The organism is Mycobacterium sp. (genome assembly GCF_965229105.1).
Classification (GTDB): Bacteria; Actinomycetota; Actinomycetes; order Mycobacteriales; family Mycobacteriaceae; genus Mycobacterium.
Genome location: NZ_OZ245858.1, coordinates 2925829 through 2943068, shown reverse-complemented (window position 1 = coordinate 2943068; position 17240 = coordinate 2925829). Strand labels below are relative to the sequence as shown.

16 protein-coding genes are annotated in these 17240 nt (G+C 66.3%); 7 read left to right on the top strand and 9 right to left on the bottom strand.

Annotated elements, in window-relative coordinates; genetic code table 11:
* Together ADBZ9O_RS13960 and recO are read right to left on the bottom strand one after the other, a co-directional pair.
* Entirely contained in the window at positions 1–891 is an 891-nt protein-coding gene (locus ADBZ9O_RS13960; protein ID WP_526532157.1) for a decaprenyl diphosphate synthase, read from the bottom strand.
* Entirely contained in the window at positions 830–1747 is a 918-nt protein-coding gene (gene recO / locus ADBZ9O_RS13955) for a DNA repair protein RecO (RefSeq protein ID WP_526532155.1), read from the bottom strand. Before recO ends, ADBZ9O_RS13960 begins: the two co-directional genes overlap by 62 nt.
* Here recO and ADBZ9O_RS13950 point away from each other — a divergent pair.
* Positions 1683–3263 carry an amidase gene (locus ADBZ9O_RS13950; RefSeq protein WP_526532153.1) on the top strand — a complete coding sequence of 527 codons (1581 nt, stop codon included), beginning with the start codon at positions 1683–1685 and terminating at the stop codon, positions 3261–3263. The genes recO and ADBZ9O_RS13950 overlap by 65 nt on opposite strands.
* 82 nt (positions 3264–3345) lie before the next feature.
* Positions 3346–3912, top strand: a complete 567-nt coding sequence (locus ADBZ9O_RS13945; RefSeq protein WP_526532151.1) for a CAP domain-containing protein — start codon at positions 3346–3348, stop codon at positions 3910–3912.
* A 43-nt stretch (positions 3913–3955) separates the two neighbouring features.
* Here ADBZ9O_RS13945 and era read toward each other — a convergent pair whose 3' ends face one another.
* The 7 genes from era to ADBZ9O_RS13910 form a co-directional block, all read right to left on the bottom strand.
* Complete coding sequence (era, locus tag ADBZ9O_RS13940) at positions 3956–4858, bottom strand: GTPase Era (protein ID WP_526532149.1); 903 nt, start codon at positions 4856–4858, stop codon at positions 3956–3958.
* Positions 4851–6173, bottom strand: coding sequence for a CNNM domain-containing protein (locus ADBZ9O_RS13935; RefSeq protein WP_526532147.1), 1323 nt, complete (start codon positions 6171–6173; stop codon positions 4851–4853). The genes era and ADBZ9O_RS13935 overlap by 8 nt, the downstream gene beginning before the upstream one ends.
* Positions 6170–6706, bottom strand: coding sequence for an rRNA maturation RNase YbeY (ybeY, locus tag ADBZ9O_RS13930; RefSeq protein WP_526532144.1), 537 nt, complete (start codon positions 6704–6706; stop codon positions 6170–6172). Before ybeY ends, ADBZ9O_RS13935 begins: the two co-directional genes overlap by 4 nt.
* 7 nt (positions 6707–6713) lie before the next feature.
* The gene (locus ADBZ9O_RS13925; protein WP_526532142.1) at positions 6714–7763 is read right to left on the bottom strand and encodes a PhoH family protein; all 1050 of its coding nucleotides are present in this window, start codon (positions 7761–7763) and stop codon (positions 6714–6716) included.
* Between the two features lie 100 nt (positions 7764–7863).
* Entirely contained in the window at positions 7864–8493 is a 630-nt protein-coding gene (locus tag ADBZ9O_RS13920; protein ID WP_526532140.1) for a TetR/AcrR family transcriptional regulator, read from the bottom strand.
* Positions 8494–8608: 115 nt separating this feature from the next.
* Positions 8609–9490, bottom strand: coding sequence for a MurR/RpiR family transcriptional regulator (locus ADBZ9O_RS13915; RefSeq protein WP_526532138.1), 882 nt, complete (start codon positions 9488–9490; stop codon positions 8609–8611).
* Between the two features lie 5 nt (positions 9491–9495).
* Positions 9496–10293, bottom strand: coding sequence for a class II glutamine amidotransferase (locus ADBZ9O_RS13910; protein WP_526532136.1), 798 nt, complete (start codon positions 10291–10293; stop codon positions 9496–9498).
* A gap of 115 nt (positions 10294–10408) precedes the next feature.
* Here ADBZ9O_RS13910 and ADBZ9O_RS13905 point away from each other — a divergent pair, with 115 nt between their 5' ends.
* The 5 genes from ADBZ9O_RS13905 to ADBZ9O_RS13885 are packed head-to-tail and all read left to right on the top strand — an operon-like array spanning position 10409 to position 17239.
* The gene (locus ADBZ9O_RS13905) at positions 10409–11767 is read left to right on the top strand and encodes a type I glutamate--ammonia ligase (protein WP_526532134.1); all 1359 of its coding nucleotides are present in this window, start codon (positions 10409–10411) and stop codon (positions 11765–11767) included.
* A 37-nt stretch (positions 11768–11804) separates the two neighbouring features.
* Positions 11805–13301 (top strand): amino acid permease, encoded by a 1497-nt coding sequence (locus tag ADBZ9O_RS13900; RefSeq protein WP_526532132.1) that lies wholly within the window; start codon positions 11805–11807, stop codon positions 13299–13301.
* Positions 13298–14605 (top strand): class-III pyridoxal-phosphate-dependent aminotransferase, encoded by a 1308-nt coding sequence (locus ADBZ9O_RS13895; protein ID WP_526532130.1) that lies wholly within the window; start codon positions 13298–13300, stop codon positions 14603–14605. The genes ADBZ9O_RS13900 and ADBZ9O_RS13895 overlap by 4 nt, the downstream gene beginning before the upstream one ends.
* The gene (locus ADBZ9O_RS13890) at positions 14592–15767 is read left to right on the top strand and encodes an amidohydrolase family protein (protein ID WP_526532128.1); all 1176 of its coding nucleotides are present in this window, start codon (positions 14592–14594) and stop codon (positions 15765–15767) included. Before ADBZ9O_RS13895 ends, ADBZ9O_RS13890 begins: the two co-directional genes overlap by 14 nt.
* On the top strand, positions 15764–17239 hold the full coding sequence (locus ADBZ9O_RS13885) for an aminotransferase class I/II-fold pyridoxal phosphate-dependent enzyme (RefSeq protein ID WP_526532126.1): 1476 nt from the start codon (positions 15764–15766) through the stop codon (positions 17237–17239). The genes ADBZ9O_RS13890 and ADBZ9O_RS13885 overlap by 4 nt, the downstream gene beginning before the upstream one ends.
* Position 17240 lies beyond the last annotated feature (1 nt).

Sequence of the window (17240 nt, the reverse complement as noted above, 5' to 3'; positions counted from 1 at the left end):
TCAAGCCCTGCCGAAGCGACGGTTGCGCGAGACGTACTCCTCGCACGCCTCCCACAGGTCGCGGCGGTCGTAGTCGGGCCACAATTTGTCCTGGAACACGAACTCCGCATAAGCCGCCTGCCACAGCAGGAAATTGCTGGCCCGCTGCTCCCCCGATGTCCTGATGAACAGGTCGACGTCCGGAATGTCCTTGCGGTGCAGATGGTCTGCGAAGGCGGCCTCGGTGATCCGGCTGGGCTTGATCTTGCCGTCGGCCGCCAGCTGCGCCAGTTCCTGCGCGGCCTCGACGATCTCGGTGCGACCGCCGTAGTTGACGCAGTAATTGATGGTGATGACGTCATTGTCGACGGTCATCTGCTCGGCGATATCGAATTCCTTGATAACGCTGCTCCACATGCGCGGCCGCGAACCGACCCAGCGCATCCGAACGCCCATCGCATTGAGGTTTTCCCGACGGCGCCGCACGACCTCCCGGTTGAACCCCATCAGGAACCGCACTTCTTCGGCGCTGCGCTTCCAGTTCTCCGTGGAGAACGCATAGACCGTGAGGTGCTTGATTCCCATTTCGATGGCGCCGCAGGTGATATCGATCAGCACCGCCTCGCCCATCTTGTGGCCCTCGGTCCGCCCGAGCTCCCGCTGGGTGGCCCACCTGCCGTTCCCGTCCATCACGACGGCGACGTGGTTGGGCACCTGATCGGCAGGGATCTGCGGCGCGGCCTCCTTCGACGTGTGCTGCGGTGGTCGCGAGAAGGCACCGTTGGTCTTGGGCGGCAATTCCGGAAATACCACCGGCCACGTCGACGTGTCCGGGAAACTCGGATAGTCGTCAGGCGCCGGCGGCAGCTGGGGGTAGGTCGCTTTCTTGCTCCTGCCCCGTGTCGTAGCCATGCGTCCCATCCTGCCCGACCAGCGGGCTGTAACTGTTGACGGGCGGGTGTCCGCCGCGATGTTGGTCCCCGACATCCTGCCCGACCAGCGACAGCCGATGATCAGCGACCGTGCGATCAACCCGGTGCATGCGCTCTACCAGAGGCAATGTCCGGAGCTGACGTTCCAGGTGCCACTGCAGATGAGCGGCGACCAGGCCGCTGGCTTGACTGCGGTGCGACGACGTCGACGCCTGTGCGGCCTCCCAGTCACCGTCGTGCAGCGCCGCCATCAGATCGAGCACGCCCTGGGGCGGCGTCGTCGAACCGGCCGGGCGGCAGTGCATACATACGCTGCCACCCGCGGCGACGTGAAATGCCCTGTGCGGACCGGGTGCTGCACATCGGGCGCATTCGATCAGCGCTGGCGCCCAGCCCGCGATACCCATGGCCCGCAAGAGATAGGCGTCGAGTAACAGTTCACGCGGACGGGTGCCATCGGCTACTGCGCGCAACGCACTGACGGTGAGCCGATGCAGCTCCGGCGCCGGGGCGCGCTCCTCACCTGCGAGGCGTTCGGCGGTTTCCAGTACCGCGCAGGCACTGGTGTAGCGACCGTAATCGCTGACGATGTCTGTGGTGAACGCGTCCAGGCTGACGACCTGGGTGACGATATCGAGGTTGCGTCCCGGGTGCAGCTGCACGTCGACGTGGGAGAACGGTTCCAGCTTGGCGCCGAACTTGCTGCGGGTGCGGCGCACCCCTTTGGCCACCGCACGGACCAGACCGTGCTCGCGGGTCAGCAGGGTGACGATGCGGTCGGCCTCGCCGAGCTTGTGCTGGCGCAGCACCACCGCCCGATCCCGATACAACCGCATCGCACAAGTTTCCCATTGCAATGCGACAAATCGGGTATCGCGCGCCGATAGTGTCCACAAGATGCGGCCCACATCGCAGCGGTTCCCGACCCTGGGCGACCAGCTGTACCAGCTGGCCAGCGGAAGGACCACGTCCTATGAGCTGGTGCGCTCGTCGCTGCACGCGATCACCGCAAGCCAGTCCACCCTCAACGCGTTCCGGGTGGTGCTGACCGGATCGGCGCTGGCCGAGGCGAGCGAGGCCGATCGGCGCCGCGCCGCCGGCGATACCGCACCGCTGCTCGGGATCCCGATCGCGGTCAAAGACGATGTCGATATTGCCGGGCTGCCAACATTTTTCGGCACCTCCGGCCGCGTGCTGCCCGCGACGGCCGATGCCGAGGTGGTGCGCCGACTGCGCGCCGCGGGCGCGGTCATCGTCGGCAAGACGAACACCTGTGAGTTCGGCCAGTGGCCGTTCACCAGCGGACCGGGGTTCGGGCACACCCGCAATCCCTGGGAACGCAAACACACGCCCGGCGGTTCGTCCGGCGGCAGCGCCGCGGCCGTCGCGGCCGGGTTGGTCGCCGCCGCGATAGGTTCCGATGGCGCAGGCAGCGTCCGGATCCCGGCAGCCTGGACCAACCTCGTTGGCATCAAACCTCAGCGCGGCCGCATCTCCACCTGGCCGCTCCCGGAGGCGTTCAACGGGATCACCGTCTACGGGGTGCTGGCGCGGACGGTAGCCGACGCCGCGCTGGTGCTCGATGCCGCCGCAGGCAACGTGGCAGGCGATCTGCACCAACCGCCGCCGGTATCACTGACCGAGCGGGTCGGGATCAGCCCTGGACCGCTGCGGGTCGCGATGTCGACACGGTTCCCGTTCACCGGTTTCCGCGCCACACTGCATCCGGAGATCCGCGCCGCACACAAGGCCGTCGGCGAGCAGCTCCAGGACCTCGGCCACACCATCATGGACGGTAACCCCGACTACGGCCTGCGGCTGTCGTGGAATTTCCTGTCCCGCTCGACGTCGGGGTTGCTGGACTGGTCGGACCGAGTCGGTGACGGGGTGCACCTCGACCGTCGCACCTTGGCGAATATGCGGATGGGCAGGCTGCTCTCGGAGCAGGTGCTGCGCAAAGCCCGCGCCCACGAGGCCCAGTCGCAACGGCGGATCGGGGCGATCTTCGATGCGGTCGATGTCATCCTCGCGCCGACCACCGCCCAGCCGCCGCCGCTGGCCCGCGCGTTCGACGACCTCGGTGGTATCGGCACCGACCGGAAAATGATCGCCGCCTGCCCCGTGACCTGGCCGTGGAACATGCTCGGTTGGCCATCGATCAACGTGCCCGCCGGGTTCACCTCCGACGGCCTGCCCATCGGTGTGCAGCTGATGGGACCGCAGAACAGCGAGCCGCTGCTGGTCTCGCTGGCCGCCGAGCTGGAAGCGGTCAGCGACTGGAGTGTCCGCCAACCCGAGATCTGGTGGAACACGCCGGTCAACAAGGAACCGGCCGCTGAACTCCTCGATTGAGTCAGTTCGTGACTCCCTGGCACCGCGGCTCGCGTAATGTCATCCACCGATCGGATACACGCGTACACCAGGGGTTGAGACGATGACTGCCGGACTGACCGCACGCGGGCGCGCCACCGCGATCTCGGCATTGGCGGTGCTGTGCAGTGCGAGCGTGGCGATGACGGTGCCCACCGCGCACGCCGACAACCGACGCCTCAACAACAGCGTCGTCGAGAACGTGTACACCATCCAAGGCCAGGCCGGTTGCGCCACCAATATCAAGATCAACCCGAAGTTGCGCCTCGCCGCGGAATGGCAGGCCAACGATGTGGTGAACAACCGCGCGTTGGATGGCGATATCGGCTCCGACGGCACCACCGTGGCCGACCGAGCGCGCAATGCGGGCTACGCGGGCGCCGTCGCCGAGACCACCGCCATCAACCCCGCTCTGGCGATCAGTGGCATCGAGATCATGAACAACTGGTACTACCGCCCCGACTACTTCGCGACCATGTCGGACTGCAGCAATGTCGATATCGGCGTGTGGTCGGTGAACAGCTTCGACCGCAGCGTCGTCGTCGCGGTCTACGGTAAGGGCGATTCGGCGCAGCCGGTGACGGCGCCGCCGGTCCGGCAGTTCGGCCAGGTCCCCGGCTGGACGCCCTAGCCTCAATCGGCCAAAAGCCCCCAAGCTTTAAAAGCCCCAAGCTTTAAAAGCCGAGCCGGCCAAGCTGTTTGGGGTCGCGCTGCCAGTTTTTGGCGACCTTGACCCGCAGGTCCAGATACACCTTGGTGCCGAGCCGTTTTTCGATCTGGGTGCGCGCGGCGGTACCGACCTCACGCAGACGGGCGCCGCCTTTGCCGATGACGATGCCTTTCTGGCTGTCACGCTCGACATAGAGAATGGCGTGCACGTCGATCATGTCGTCACGACCCTCATGAGGTTCCACTTCGTCGATGACCACGGCCAGGGAGTGCGGCAGTTCGTCGTGCACCCCTTCCAGCGCGGCTTCGCGGATGAGTTCGGCCATCAACGTTTCTTCTGGCTCATCGGTCAGTTCACCGTCGGGGTAGAACGCCGGGCCTGGCGGTAGCTTCGAGGCCAGCAGCGCGGTCAGCTCGTCGATCTGCTCACCCGCAGTGGCCGAGACCGGGATGATCTCGCTGGCGTGCTCGCCGAACTCCTCGTTGACCTTCATCAACTGCAGTGCCACCCGGTCGCGGGACACCTTGTCGATCTTGGTGACGACGACGATCAGCGTGGTTCTCGGTGCGACGGCGCAGACCTGTTCGTAGATCCAGCGGTCCCCCGGCCCGATGGTCTCGTCGGCCGGAATGCACAGGCAGATGATGTCGACATCGGAGTAGGTGTCTTTGACCAACTCGTTGAGTCGCTTACCGAGCAGGGTGCGCGGACGGTGCAGACCGGGCGTGTCGACGAGGATGATCTGAAAGTCCTCGCGGTGCACGATGCCGCGGATGGTGTGCCGCGTGGTCTGCGGGCGGTTCGAGGTGATCGCGACCTTTTCCCCGACGAGTGCGTTGGTCAGTGTCGACTTGCCGGTGTTCGGCCTGCCCACGAAACATACGAAGCCGGAATGGAATTCAGTCATCGCGGTGGGACTCCCTGTCATCGTTGGTCTCGTCGTCCCCGGCGAGCGGCTCGGTCGGGCTGATCAGCACCGTGCCGACGCGCACCCGACCGCGGTGGTCATGGCCGCCCTCGGCGCGCAGGCGCAGACCGTGCGATTCGACCTCGGCTCCCGGCAACGGCACCCGGCCCAGTTCCAGTGCCAGCAGGCCGCCGATCGTATCCACGTCGAGGTCATCGGCGAACTCGACGTCGTACAACTCGCCGACGTCCTCGATGGGCAACCGGGCCGACACCCGGAATGTCAGATCCCCAAGATCCTCGATGGGGGCCACCTCGTCGGTGTCGTATTCGTCGGCGATCTCCCCGACGATCTCCTCCAGCACGTCCTCGATGGTGACCAGACCCGCGATCGCACCGTATTCGTCGACCAGCAACGCCATGTGGTTGCGGTCGCGCTGCATTTCCCGAAGGAGGTCGTCGAGGGGTTTGGAGTCCGGCACGAATACCGCGGGCCGCATCAGCTGCGACACCATGGTGTCCTGGCCGCCGTTGGTCGAGTAATAGGTCTGCTGGACAAGATCTTTCAAATAGACGACGCCGACGACATCGTCGACGTTCTCGTCGATCACGGGCATTCGGGAGTGCCCGCTGCGCACCGCCAGCGACGTCGCCTGCCCGGCGGTCTTATCCGATTCGATCCAGACCATTTCGGTCCGCGGCACCATCACCTCGCGGGCCGGGGTGTCGCCGAGTTCGAAGACCGACTGGATCATCCGGCGCTCGTCGTCGGCCACCACACCGCTCTGCTGGGCCATGTCGACCACTTCGCGCAACTCGATCTCGGAGGCGAACGGCCCGTTGCGGAAACCGCGGCCGGGCGTCAACGCGTTGCCGAGCAGGATCAGCAGCCGGCTGATCGGCGTCAGCAGGACGGAAATCGCCTGCAGCGGAAGCGCGGCGGCCAACGCGATGGAGTACGCGTTCTGCCTGCCGACGGTGCGCGGGCCCACCCCGATCGCCACGAAACTCGTCACGGTCATGATGGCGGCGGCCGCGACCAACCCCCATTCCAGCCCGAGATCCTCATAGAGGAAGGCCACCAGCAGTACGGTCGCAGTGATCTCGCACGCAATCCGCAGCAGCACCACCAGGTTGATATAGCGGGGCCGTTCCGCCATCAGTCGGCTCAGCCGGGCGGCGCCTGGGCGCTCGTCGCGGACCATTTCGTCCACCCGCGCCAGCGATACCGTGCTGATGGCGGCGTCAATCGCCGCGAAGAGACCACCCAGTGCTACCAATGCAATCGCGCCGAGCAGCGGCGCTAATCCACTCACGATTCGTCGAAATACCTTGACTTGTCGAGCAGGCGGCGGTCCTTCTCGGTCTGCCGTCCCTGATGAAACAGTTTCGCCTGATCGGCGTACCAGTCCTCCAGGAGCTGACCCTGCAGCGCGAACATCTCTTTCTCCTCGTCCGGCTCAGCATGGTCGTAGCCGAGGAGATGCAGCACACCGTGCACGGTCAGCAGTGCGAGTTCGTGTTCGAGCCCGTGTCCTGCGGCGGCGGCCTGGTCAGCGGCGAACTGCGGGCACAACACGATGTCACCCAGCATCGACGGACCGGGTTCTGATGCATCGGGTCGGCCGCCGGGTTCCAGCTCGTCCATCGGGAAACTCATCACGTCGGTCGGACCGGGCAGGTCCATCCAGCGCATGTGCAGGTCGGCCATGGCTGCGGTGTCCAGCAGCACCATGGAGAGCTCGGCGCCTGGATTGACCTTCATCGCCGCGATGACGAAGCGGGCGACGCTGATCAACTCCTCTTCGGAGACGTCAAGGCCGGACTCGTTGGAAACTTCGATACTCATACCGCCGTCACCGTCGCTGACGGCTGGCGGAGCCGGATCCGGACGCCCGTCGTTGCGCCCGGTTCATTGAGCCCGGATCTTCTGCTCGCGCATACGCATCCACGATCTCCCCGACCAACCGGTGCCGGACCACGTCCGCACTGGTCAGCTCGGCGACCCCGATATCGTCGATATCGTCGAGGATGTCCACGGCGGCCCGCAGGCCGGACTTGGTGCCCCCGGGTAGATCCATCTGGGTGATATCGCCGGTGACGACCATCTTTGAGCCGAACCCGAGGCGGGTGAGGAACATCTTCATCTGCTCGGGCGTGGTGTTCTGCGCCTCGTCGAGGATGATGAACGCGTCGTTGAGGGAGCGGCCACGCATGTAGGCCAGCGGTGCCACCTCGATGACGCCGGCGGCCATCAGCTTGGGGATCAGCTCGGGATCCATCATGTCGTGCAGCGCGTCATAGAGCGGGCGCAGGTACGGGTCGATCTTCTCGCTCAGCGTGCCCGGCAGAAAGCCAAGGCGCTCACCGGCTTCCACCGCGGGGCGGGTCAAGATGATGCGGGTGACCTTCTTGGTCTGCAGCGCGTTGACGGCTTTGGCCATCGCCAGATACGTCTTACCGGTGCCTGCCGGGCCGATGCCGAACACAATGGTGTGGTTATCGATGGCATCGACGTAATGCTTCTGGTTGAGCGTCTTGGGCCGGATGGTCTTACCGCGCCGCGACAAGATGTCAAGCGTCAGCACCTCGGCGGGTGACTCGTTGCCGGTACCGACCAGCATCCCCACGCTGTGCCGCACCCCTTCGGGCGTCAGCGGTTGCCCGCTGGACACGACCGCGATCAGTTCGGTCAGCACCCGTTCGGCCAGCGCGACGTCGGCAGGCTCACCGGACAGGGTGACGGTGTTACCCCGCACATGCAGGTCGGCGGTCAGGGTGCGTTCGAGCGCACGCAGGTTCTCATCGGCGGAACCCAGCAGGCCCACGACGAGGTCGGGCGGAACATTCATGCTGCTGCGTACGGAGTTGCCAGCGGGAGCAGCGTTGGTTTCGCGGGGCGTCACGTGGGTTTGCTTGCCTGCTTTCTCACGGTGGCGCGATGTTGTGCCGCGCCGGTTGATCGGATAGCCCAGTCTAGCGCCGGGCGCTCTGCTGGCCCAGCGGTTATGTTCCTGCGCCAGACGGAAGACCCGCAAGAAGCATGTCCAGGGCGCGGGTGAAATCGTCGGCGGGGGTTGAGCGCCGACTGACCTCGGCCAGCGCTGAAAGCTTTTTGTACTGATCACCGGCCAGCGAGCCGATCTGGGCGGCGGCCGCCCCCAGTTCGCGGTCATCGGCGAACGGACCGGCCAGCTCCACCTGGACACTGCCCATGATCAGGGCGAGCACGGCACGAAAGGCGGCCAGCAGAGCTTCATCAGCCAGTCCGGCGCTGGTGAAGGCACCCACGAGACGTTCGGCCGACTCGTAACTCGACGCTGAGACAGTTCGTCGCGTCAGCACCAGCGGTACGGCATTGGGGTGGCGCCGCACCCCGTCCCACATGGCGCCGGCGACCGCCCGCACCTCGGCGGACCATTCGTCGCACGGATCCGGCAATTCCATATCGGCGATCACCGCCTGCGCGACCAGCTCCTCGAGCTCATCGCGGTTTTTGACGTAGTTGTAGAGCGTCATCGGCCCGGTACCGAGCACCGTGCCCAGGGTGCGCATGCTCAGCGCACTCAAGCCGTCTCGGTCGACGATTCCCAACGCTGCGGCTTGGACCTCAGCAAGGGTGTACCGCGCCCGCATGGCATTCGCTCCTCGCGACGATCTCCACAAAGTTGACACGTACATCGTACGCGTTCCATAGACGTACGACGTACGTGAAACCTAGGTTGTGCATCGCAGGCAATTCAGCGCGAGGTCAGTCCAGTAGCTCGGTGCTGCGCTGGTCTTCCCAGAGCGCCATCCGGGTACGTGCGGACTCACCGACGGCATCCATCACCAGGGGAACAAGTAATTCGGTGAGAAGAAAGCCCGCCGCCATGCTCTGATACGTCGTCCCCACGGTGCTCGACGCCGCCAGCACGACTTCGGCTTCCGGTGCCACGGGGCAGGCGAGGTCATCGGTGATCAGGAGGACCGTCGCACCCGCGCGGTGCACACTGGCCGCGAGTTCGGCCGCGCTGCGCTGATAGCGGTGATAGTCGAAGAGCACCACGACGTCCCTGCGCGTCAAGTCGATCATTGTGCCGAGGTCCTGACCGATCGGGTCGGCGAGGAACCGCACCCCTGGACGCAATTGCTCGAGGTGGGCGCCCAGATGCATCGCCAGCAGGTGCGAGAAGCGCCCACCGTGCAGGTGCAGCGGGCGGCGCGTATCCGAGAGCAGAGCCACGGCGGCTTCGACCGCAGAGGCAGGTAACTGGCCGAGCGTCTCCTCGGCCCTGTCGTTCTGCGCGTGCGCCTGCCATAGAAGGCGGTCGAGCAGCCCGTCGGCTGCCGGCGTGCTCGGCAACCGGGTGATCGGCCCGTTGGACCGCGCTGTCAGCTCGGCCCGCAGCGCCACCTGTAGGTCCGAAAAGCCTTCGTAGCCAAGGGATTGCGCGAACCTCAGCACGGTCGGTGGACTGACTTCGGCCCGCTCGGCCAGCCGGGCCGCACTCGTCAGCCCCGCGCTGGGGTAGTCGGCGAGCAACGTCCGCCCTACCCGCCGCTCCGCCCGGCTGAGTACCGGCAGGGCGGCACCGGCGCGCGCAGCTACGGTGGGTTCAGGGTCCACGGTGTCTGCGCTCTCGACGGCCACGGCCATCAATCTGCCATGAGGGGCATCTGAGTTACTGCCAGGTCACCCATCGAGATGGCGGTCACCGACTCCGGCTCCATGGGCTCCCACGCCAGGTCGCCGAAACCGGTGGAACCGACCACCAGCACCCCGTCGGCGGGGCGGGCAATCCGCAGGGAGAAGTAGTCCTCGAGGTGTTCTGTCGGTAGATCGGTGGCACTGATCTCCTCGATGTCCTCATCGAGCAGGCGGCTGCGGGCGTGCGCATGGACAACGACCAACTGGTCCTCGCCGAGCACGAGCGCGTTGAGGCTGGCATCGGGATAGATCTGTCGCAGCTGAACGACAGCGCGTCGGACCGCCTCCGCGAGATTCGGTGCGGTGCGGCGATGTTGACGGATGACGGCGAAATACCGCTCGCTGTCGGTGGTCCCGCGCAACGCGGCGGCGATCGCTGGTTCAAGGAGTGCGTCGAGCGGCGCCATGGGTTTGATCGAGCCGTTGTGGGCCATCGCCAGACCGTCGGCGAGGAACGGATGGGAGTTCTGCGGTTCGACGGCGAGTCCGTTCGTCGCCCAGCGCAGGTGCACCAGAGCGGCTTCCGAACGCAGGTTGTGCGTGGCCGCATCGAACTGGGGGTCACCCAGTGCGCTACCCGCGGACACCTCAACGTGCGGCGTGCCCCCGACGTGGTCCGTACCGGCCACTCCCCAACCCTCGCCGTGAATTTTGGTCAACGCGACAAAATCCTTGAGCACCCCGTCCCCGACAGCGTCGGCAATCGAGATCGGCGTAGCGGACACGACGCCCAGAAGTCGACACATGTGTTCATCCTCCGATCTCGGATCTAACGGATCAACCATAAACCGTCGAATTTAAAGATTCTGAAACATTCATGACATAGATTTCTCGCAGACTCAAAATGTCGAAGGAGGTCCGATGCCGAGGGCGAGTGATGCCGGGGTGCAGTCCGACGGAAGTGAGGTCGCGCGAAAGATTGACGAATTGCGCGCGAAAGGTGTTGAGCTCATTGCCGGTTCGGTGACAGATCCGGCCGGCGTCACCAGGGCCAAGTACGCCCCATTGCGTCGCCTCGGCGACTTCCAGCGCTCCGGAATGGGGGTGTCTCCGTCGTGGAGCGTCTTTTGCGTCGATAGCGGTATCGCCTTCACCCCGAGCATCGGCGTCGCCGGCGACCTGCGCATCCGCATCGACCCGGACGAAGCCCGAATCGTCGATGCCGGCGTCGCCTGGGCCCCGGGCAACCTCACCGACCAGGCCGGGGATCCCGCACCACTGTGCATGCGATCCGTTCTGGCCCGCGCCGAACAGGCCGCCGCCGAACGCGGTCTGACGGCCCGCATCGGCGCGGAACTCGAATGCACGATGCTCGCACCCGACGCAGGCCCAGCCTCGACCGAACCCTGGTCGCCGTATGGAATCCGCACCTCACTGGACCGTTCGTCATTCCTGGTCGACCTCGCCACCACCGCCGAACGCGCCGGGCTGAGCATCGAACAGATCCACACCGAGTACGGCCACGATCAACTCGAGGTGTCGCTGGCACCGACCACCCCGGTCGCCGCGGCCGACGCCGTCATCCTGACGCGCATCGTGCTGGGCCGGGCGGCGGCCCGCCACGGCCTGCGAATCTCGTTCGCGCCGGTGCCTTTCGAGGGCGCGGCGGGTAACGGGGCACATCTGCACCTGTCGTTGACCGATGAACACGGTCCGCTCCTCTCCGGCGGCGACGGGCCATACGGCATCCGACCGGCCGGCGGATCGGCCATCGCCGGTGTCATCGACACCCTGCCGGACCTCATCGGGGTGTATGCCGGCTCGGCGTTGTCGGCGCTGCGCCTCAAGCCGGGCAACTGGGCCGGCGCCGCCGCCTGCTGGGGCCTGGAGAACCGCGAGGCTGCGGTGCGATTCATCGCCGCCACCCCCGGCAGCCCGCACGGGGCCAACTCCGAGCTCAAACTGATCGACCCGAGCGCCAACCCGTACCTGGCGGCGGCGGCGTTTCTGAGCAGCGCATTGCGCGGTATCGACGCCGGACTCGAGCTGCCCGCCGAGATACCGGAGAACCCTGCGCAGTCGGCGTCGCCCCCGGCCGCGCTGCCCACCGGTCAGCGTGCCGCGATCGAGGCTCTCGAGGCGTCGGTGGTGGCAGCGGAGCTACTCACACCGGAGGTCATCGAAGCCGTGGTGGCGGTGCGCCGCTACGAGCTGAACACCTTCGGCAACCTCTCACCGGCCGAGACCACCCAGGCACTGCGCCTGGCGTGGAGCTGTTGACCCACCACCGCTGACCCACCACCGCAAGGAGATATCGATGAGCACCAGCACCTCGCCGGCGACCCCGCCAGAGGGAACCGACCAGATACCGCACCGCAGGCTGCCGTTCTGGGTGGCACTGGCCATGTCCGTGGCCCTGGTCGGCCCGACGCTGGCGATGTCAGGCAACGGTCAGGGGCTGATCGCCACCGTGGGCAAGGCCATCCCGCTGGTGTTCGTCATCGGCCTGATCGGAGTGTCACTGGTCGGCTACAGCTTCGTCCGGCTGACCCGCCACCTCAATCACGCTGGTTCGGCCTATGGGTTGGTTGGCGGCACCATCGGGCCGCGAGCGGGATTCTTCTCCGGCTTCGCGATGCTCGGGGCGTATGTCGGCTTCGCCATCGGCACGCTGGCTCTGACGGCGGCGTTCGTCAACGCGTTCATCGCGAAATTGCAATCGGGGAACGATAATCCGTATCAGCTGCCATGGCTGGCCGTCGTGGTCGTCGGCGCGGTGATCTCGTTTCTGCTCTCCGGCCGTGACGTCCGACTGCTGGGCAAGATCTTGTTGGCTATCGAGGGCGTGGGCATCGTGTCGATGGTCGTGCTCGTCGTGGTGATCTTCGCCAAGGGCGGGGCGCCGGCCACCGGCGTCGACTTCAGCGCATTCACGTTCGACGGGGTCTCCGCCTCGGCGGTGATCAGCGGTGTGGTGGCCGCCTTCCTGTCCTGGGCGGGTTTCGAGGCCTGTGCGTCGATGGGCGAGGAGACCGATAACCCCGGTCGCAACATCCCTCGCGCGCTCGCTGGAACCTTGATCCTGACCGGCGTGCTGTTCGTCGTCGTGATGTTCGCACAGGTCGTCGGCTTCGGCACGGACGCAGCAGGTCTGGAAGCATTCGGAAGTTCGGGAAACACGTTGGGCGACCTCGGCAATACGTACATCGGGCAGTGGTTCAGTCTGCTGATCATCTTCACGGCGATCGTCTCGGCGTTCGGGTGTCATCTGGCCTGTTCGGCGACGTCCGGCCGCATGCTCTACGCGTTCGGACGCGACGGCTTCGGCCCGAAGGCATTGGCTCACATCCACGAAGGCACCGGCGGTCCGCGTCGCGCCACCTGGTTGGTGGTCGGCGTCGCCCTGGTGGTCGATGTGATCTGCGGCGCCACAGGATGGCCCGACATGGGGACGGGCAACCCCGCGATCAACACCTACTTCCTGTTCGCGGTCGCCGGTTCGGTCTGCCTGATGGTCTGCTATCTGCTGGTTGAGATCGCCGCCGCCTGGTTCACCAGCGCGCCGAAATTCGCCCACGTGCACGGCGGCAAGGGCAAGGTGCTCGGGCTGCTGCTGCCACTGCTTGGCGCCGTGGTCATCGCAGTGGTCTTGTGGTTCAACGTCAAGGATGCCACCGAGTGGTCCGCAGCTCCCCTGCTCGGACTCTATTGGTGCGCAATCGGATTGGTTATCGCCATCGCCGCGTCGCGCATCGCCAAACGGGTCGGTGAGTCGCTGACGCGAGAGCTCGATCTGACCGCGCAGACCGAATGAGCACGCTGTATGCGCGTGACGAGGCAGCCGTCGCGGGCATCGAGAAGCTGCGCTTCTTCCCCCTGGAAGTGGTCTCGGGGCACGGCTCGACGCTGGTCACCCCCGACGGCCGTGAGCTGCTCGATCTGTCGGCGACCTGGACGGCCAGCGGCCTCGGGCATGGGCACCCGGCCGTCGTCGAGGCGGTGACCCGCGCCGTTCGGGACGCCCCCGGTTCGAGTGGTCTGTCCGCGGTCCACCCGGACTCGGTCGGCCTGGCCGAGGACCTGCTGGCGTTGGTCCCCGGCGACGGCGAACGGCGGGTCTACCTCGGGCACGCAGGTTCGGACGCCAATGACGTCGCGCTGCGCGCCTGCAGGCACGCCACGGGACGACGCACGGTCATCGCGTTCGAGCACAGCTACCACGGCGGTGTCGGGGTCGCCATGGGTGTGTCGGGCGTGCACGTCGATGCGGGCGTGCCACCGGATCCCGATGCCGTTTTTCTGCCTTTCCCCAATCCTTTTCGGCCCGTCCGCGGTGACGTCGACGCCGACGTCACCGCCTGCCTTGAGCTCGCCGACACCCACCTCAGGAGCGGTACCATCGCGTGCCTGATCGTTGAGCCGATCCTGTCTGACGGCGGCCTCATCGTGCCGCCTGACGGTTTCCTGGCCCGGCTGCTGGAACTGTGTCGTCGCCACGGCGTGCCGATGATCTGCGACGAGGTCAAGATGGGGCTGGGCCGGCCAGGCACCCTGCACGCCTTCGACCACGACGGCATCGCGCCCGACATCGTCACCTTCGGCAAGGTGCTCGGCGGGGGCCTGCCATTGTCGGCGGCGGTGGGACCGGCAGAGATTCTGGACAACCCGCCCGCAGCTGCGCTGTTGACCACCGCCGGCAACCCGGTCTGCACCGCGGCGGGTCGGGCGGTGTTGGCCACCATCGTCGGCGATCACCTGGCAGACCGCGCCGCCACCATCGGCGCGTTACTGATCGACGGGCTGCGCGCCCTGACCGGCGCACCTGGTGGCGAGCACATCGGTGACGTCCGCGGGCGCGGCCTGGCGATCGGACTTGAACTCGTCGACCCACAGACTGGGGAGCGCAATGCCCGCCTCGCCGCGGAGGTGGTCTACCGTGCGTGGGAGCTGGGAGCGGTCGTCTATTACGTCGGCGGCAATGTCCTGGAGATCACGCCGCCGCTGGTGCTCACCGAAGCCGAGGCGAGCCGGGCGGTCGAGATCCTCGGCGCCGCCATCGCCGACGCCGCAGCTGGAAAAGTGAACGCACAGGAGGTGGCCCGTTATGCCGGCTGGTGAATTGCCCGACGTATTCGACGGGGTGTCCGCCGAGGTGCCCGATGATCTAGCCCAGCACCTGCGCGCGGTCGCACTGATCGACCACCACGTGCACGGCAACTACAACGAACCCGTCGACCGCGGCACGTTCGAGGCGTCGATCAACGAGGGCTCGACCGACCCCGTTCCCGATTTCATGACCCAATTCGATTCGCCGCTGGGCCTGTCGATTCGGCGTTGGTGCTCGCCGTTGCTCGGGCTCGAGCCCCTCGCGAGCGCCGACGAGTACTGGGCGCGACGCGCTGAATTCTCCCCCGACGAGCTGGCCAGGACCATGCTGCCCGCCGCGAACGTCGGGCGGTGGATCGTCGACACCGGGTTCAAGGGCGACCTCATCACCACCCCCGAGCAGCTCACCAAACTCAGCGATGTCCCATCGTCGGAGATCCTGCGGCTCGAACGCCTCGCCGAGGACCTGCTGGCCGACGGCACGCCACCCTCGGACTTCCCCGATGCGTTCCGCGCCGCACTCGGGGCCGCGGTGGACAATCCGGATGTGGTGGGCACCAAGACAATCTGCGCCTATCGCTGCGGGTTCGATATCGACTGGTCCCGACCAGACGATGCTGACGTGGTCAGGCACGCGCACGAACTCGCCGACAGATCCGGGTCACTTCGACTCGACAGCCCGGTACTGATCGCCTTCGCCGTGCACGAGGCGGCGGCGCACGGTCTGCCGATCCAGGTGCACGTCGGATTCGGTGACCGCGATCTCGACCTGCATCGCACCGACCCGATGTTGTTGCTGCCATTGCTGCGGTCGATGACCCCGGTCCCGGTTCTGCTGTTGCATTGCTACCCGTTCCAGCGGCAGGCCGGCTATCTGGCACAGGCGTTCGATCACGTCAACTTCGATGTGGGACTGGCCATCAACTACCTGGGTGTACGTTCGACGGGTCTGGTGGCCGAAGCGCTCGAAACGGCACCCTTCGCCAAACAACTCTATTCGTCCGACGCGTTCGGGCCACCGGAACTGCATGTGCTCGGTTCGGTGTTGTGGCGTCGCGCAATGGGATTGGTGCTCGGCAGCTGGGTACGTACCGGCGACTGCACCACCGCCGATGCGATTGCGATCGTCGATATGATCGGCGTGCACAACGCCTCGCGGGTGTACGGGGTGTGACAGGCTCCGAAACACACCAAGACGAAAAACATCAAGCCGCACCGCTATTCGATTCCTTACGGCGATTCGTCGAACGCGATCAGGCACCGTTCTACAGCCCCGGCCACAAGGGCGGCCGGACGCTGGATCCGTGGTTTCGCGAGCACCTCGCCGCCGTCGACCTGAACAACCTGCCCGACACCGACACCCTGCACTGCCCCGAGGGGCCGATCCTGCAAGCCGAACGGCTGATCGCCGATGCCTGGGGTGTCGGCCAGAGCTTCATCCTGGTGCAGGGTTCGACAACCGGCAACATCGCCGTCGCCTTGTCGGCGCTACGACCCGGCGCGTCGGTGCTGGTCGCACGAAACGCCCACAAATCCGTCCTCGCCGGCCTGGTACAGGTTGGTGCCCAACCGATCTGGTTGGATCCGCGCTGGGACGAGGAATTCGGGGTGGCGCACGGGCTTGACGCCGATGTGGTGGCGCAGGCGTTCTCCGACAACGACGCAGACGCGCTCTGGGTGCTTCATCCCACCTATTACGGCACCACCGGCGATATCGCGGCGCTGGCCGGGCTCTGCCGCCGCCACGACGCCAAACTGCTTGTCGACGGCGCACATTCACCGCACTTCGCCTTTCATCCCGACCTGCCGACGCCGGGTGAGAAGTCCGGGGCGGCGGCCACCGTGCAGTCGGTACACAAGATTCTGTCGGGCCTGAGCCAGGCGGCGGTGCTGCACATCGACCCAACAGTGCTCGACCCGGCATCGGTGCGGCGCGGGCTGCAGCTGATCCAGACCACCAGCCCGCACTTCGCCATCATGGCGTCGATCGATCTGGCCCGGCGGCAGATGGCGCTGCACGGCCGCGACATGCTGGACGAAGCCCTCGACCGGGCGCGGCGTGCGGCGATCCGGTTGGCCACTGTGCCGGGCCTGAAGGTCTTGCGGCGCGAGCATCTCGCCGGCGCAGGCACTGGGCTGCATCAGCTCGACGAAACGAAGCTGCTGATCGGAACCGCCGGCCTGGCACTCGATGCCCGCGACATCCTCGCCCGGCTCAACCGGGTGCACGGAGTCCAGCCGGAGTTGGCCGGTGCCGGCCACGTCTTGTGCATCACCACAATCGGCAATACTGATGCCGATATGGAGCGGCTGGTAGCAGCGTTCACCGAGGTCGCTCGGTACGCCGGTGTGCGCGCGGAGCAAGCGGCGGCGCCCTTGGTCGCCGATCTGCTGGCCGTCCGCCCCGAGACTGTGCTCACACCGAGGGAGGCGTTTTTCGCACCCGCGGAGTCGGTGCCACTGTCGGCTGCGGCGGGACGGATCGCGGCCGAGGCCATCACCCCCTATCCCCCGGGTATCCCGTTGGTCATGCCTGGGGAACTGCTCAATGACGAGATTCTCGGTTTGCTGAAAGCCCTACGCGCGGCAGGCAATCCGATCAGTTCCTCGGATCCGACGATGAATTTCGTCACCGTCGTCGCCTAGC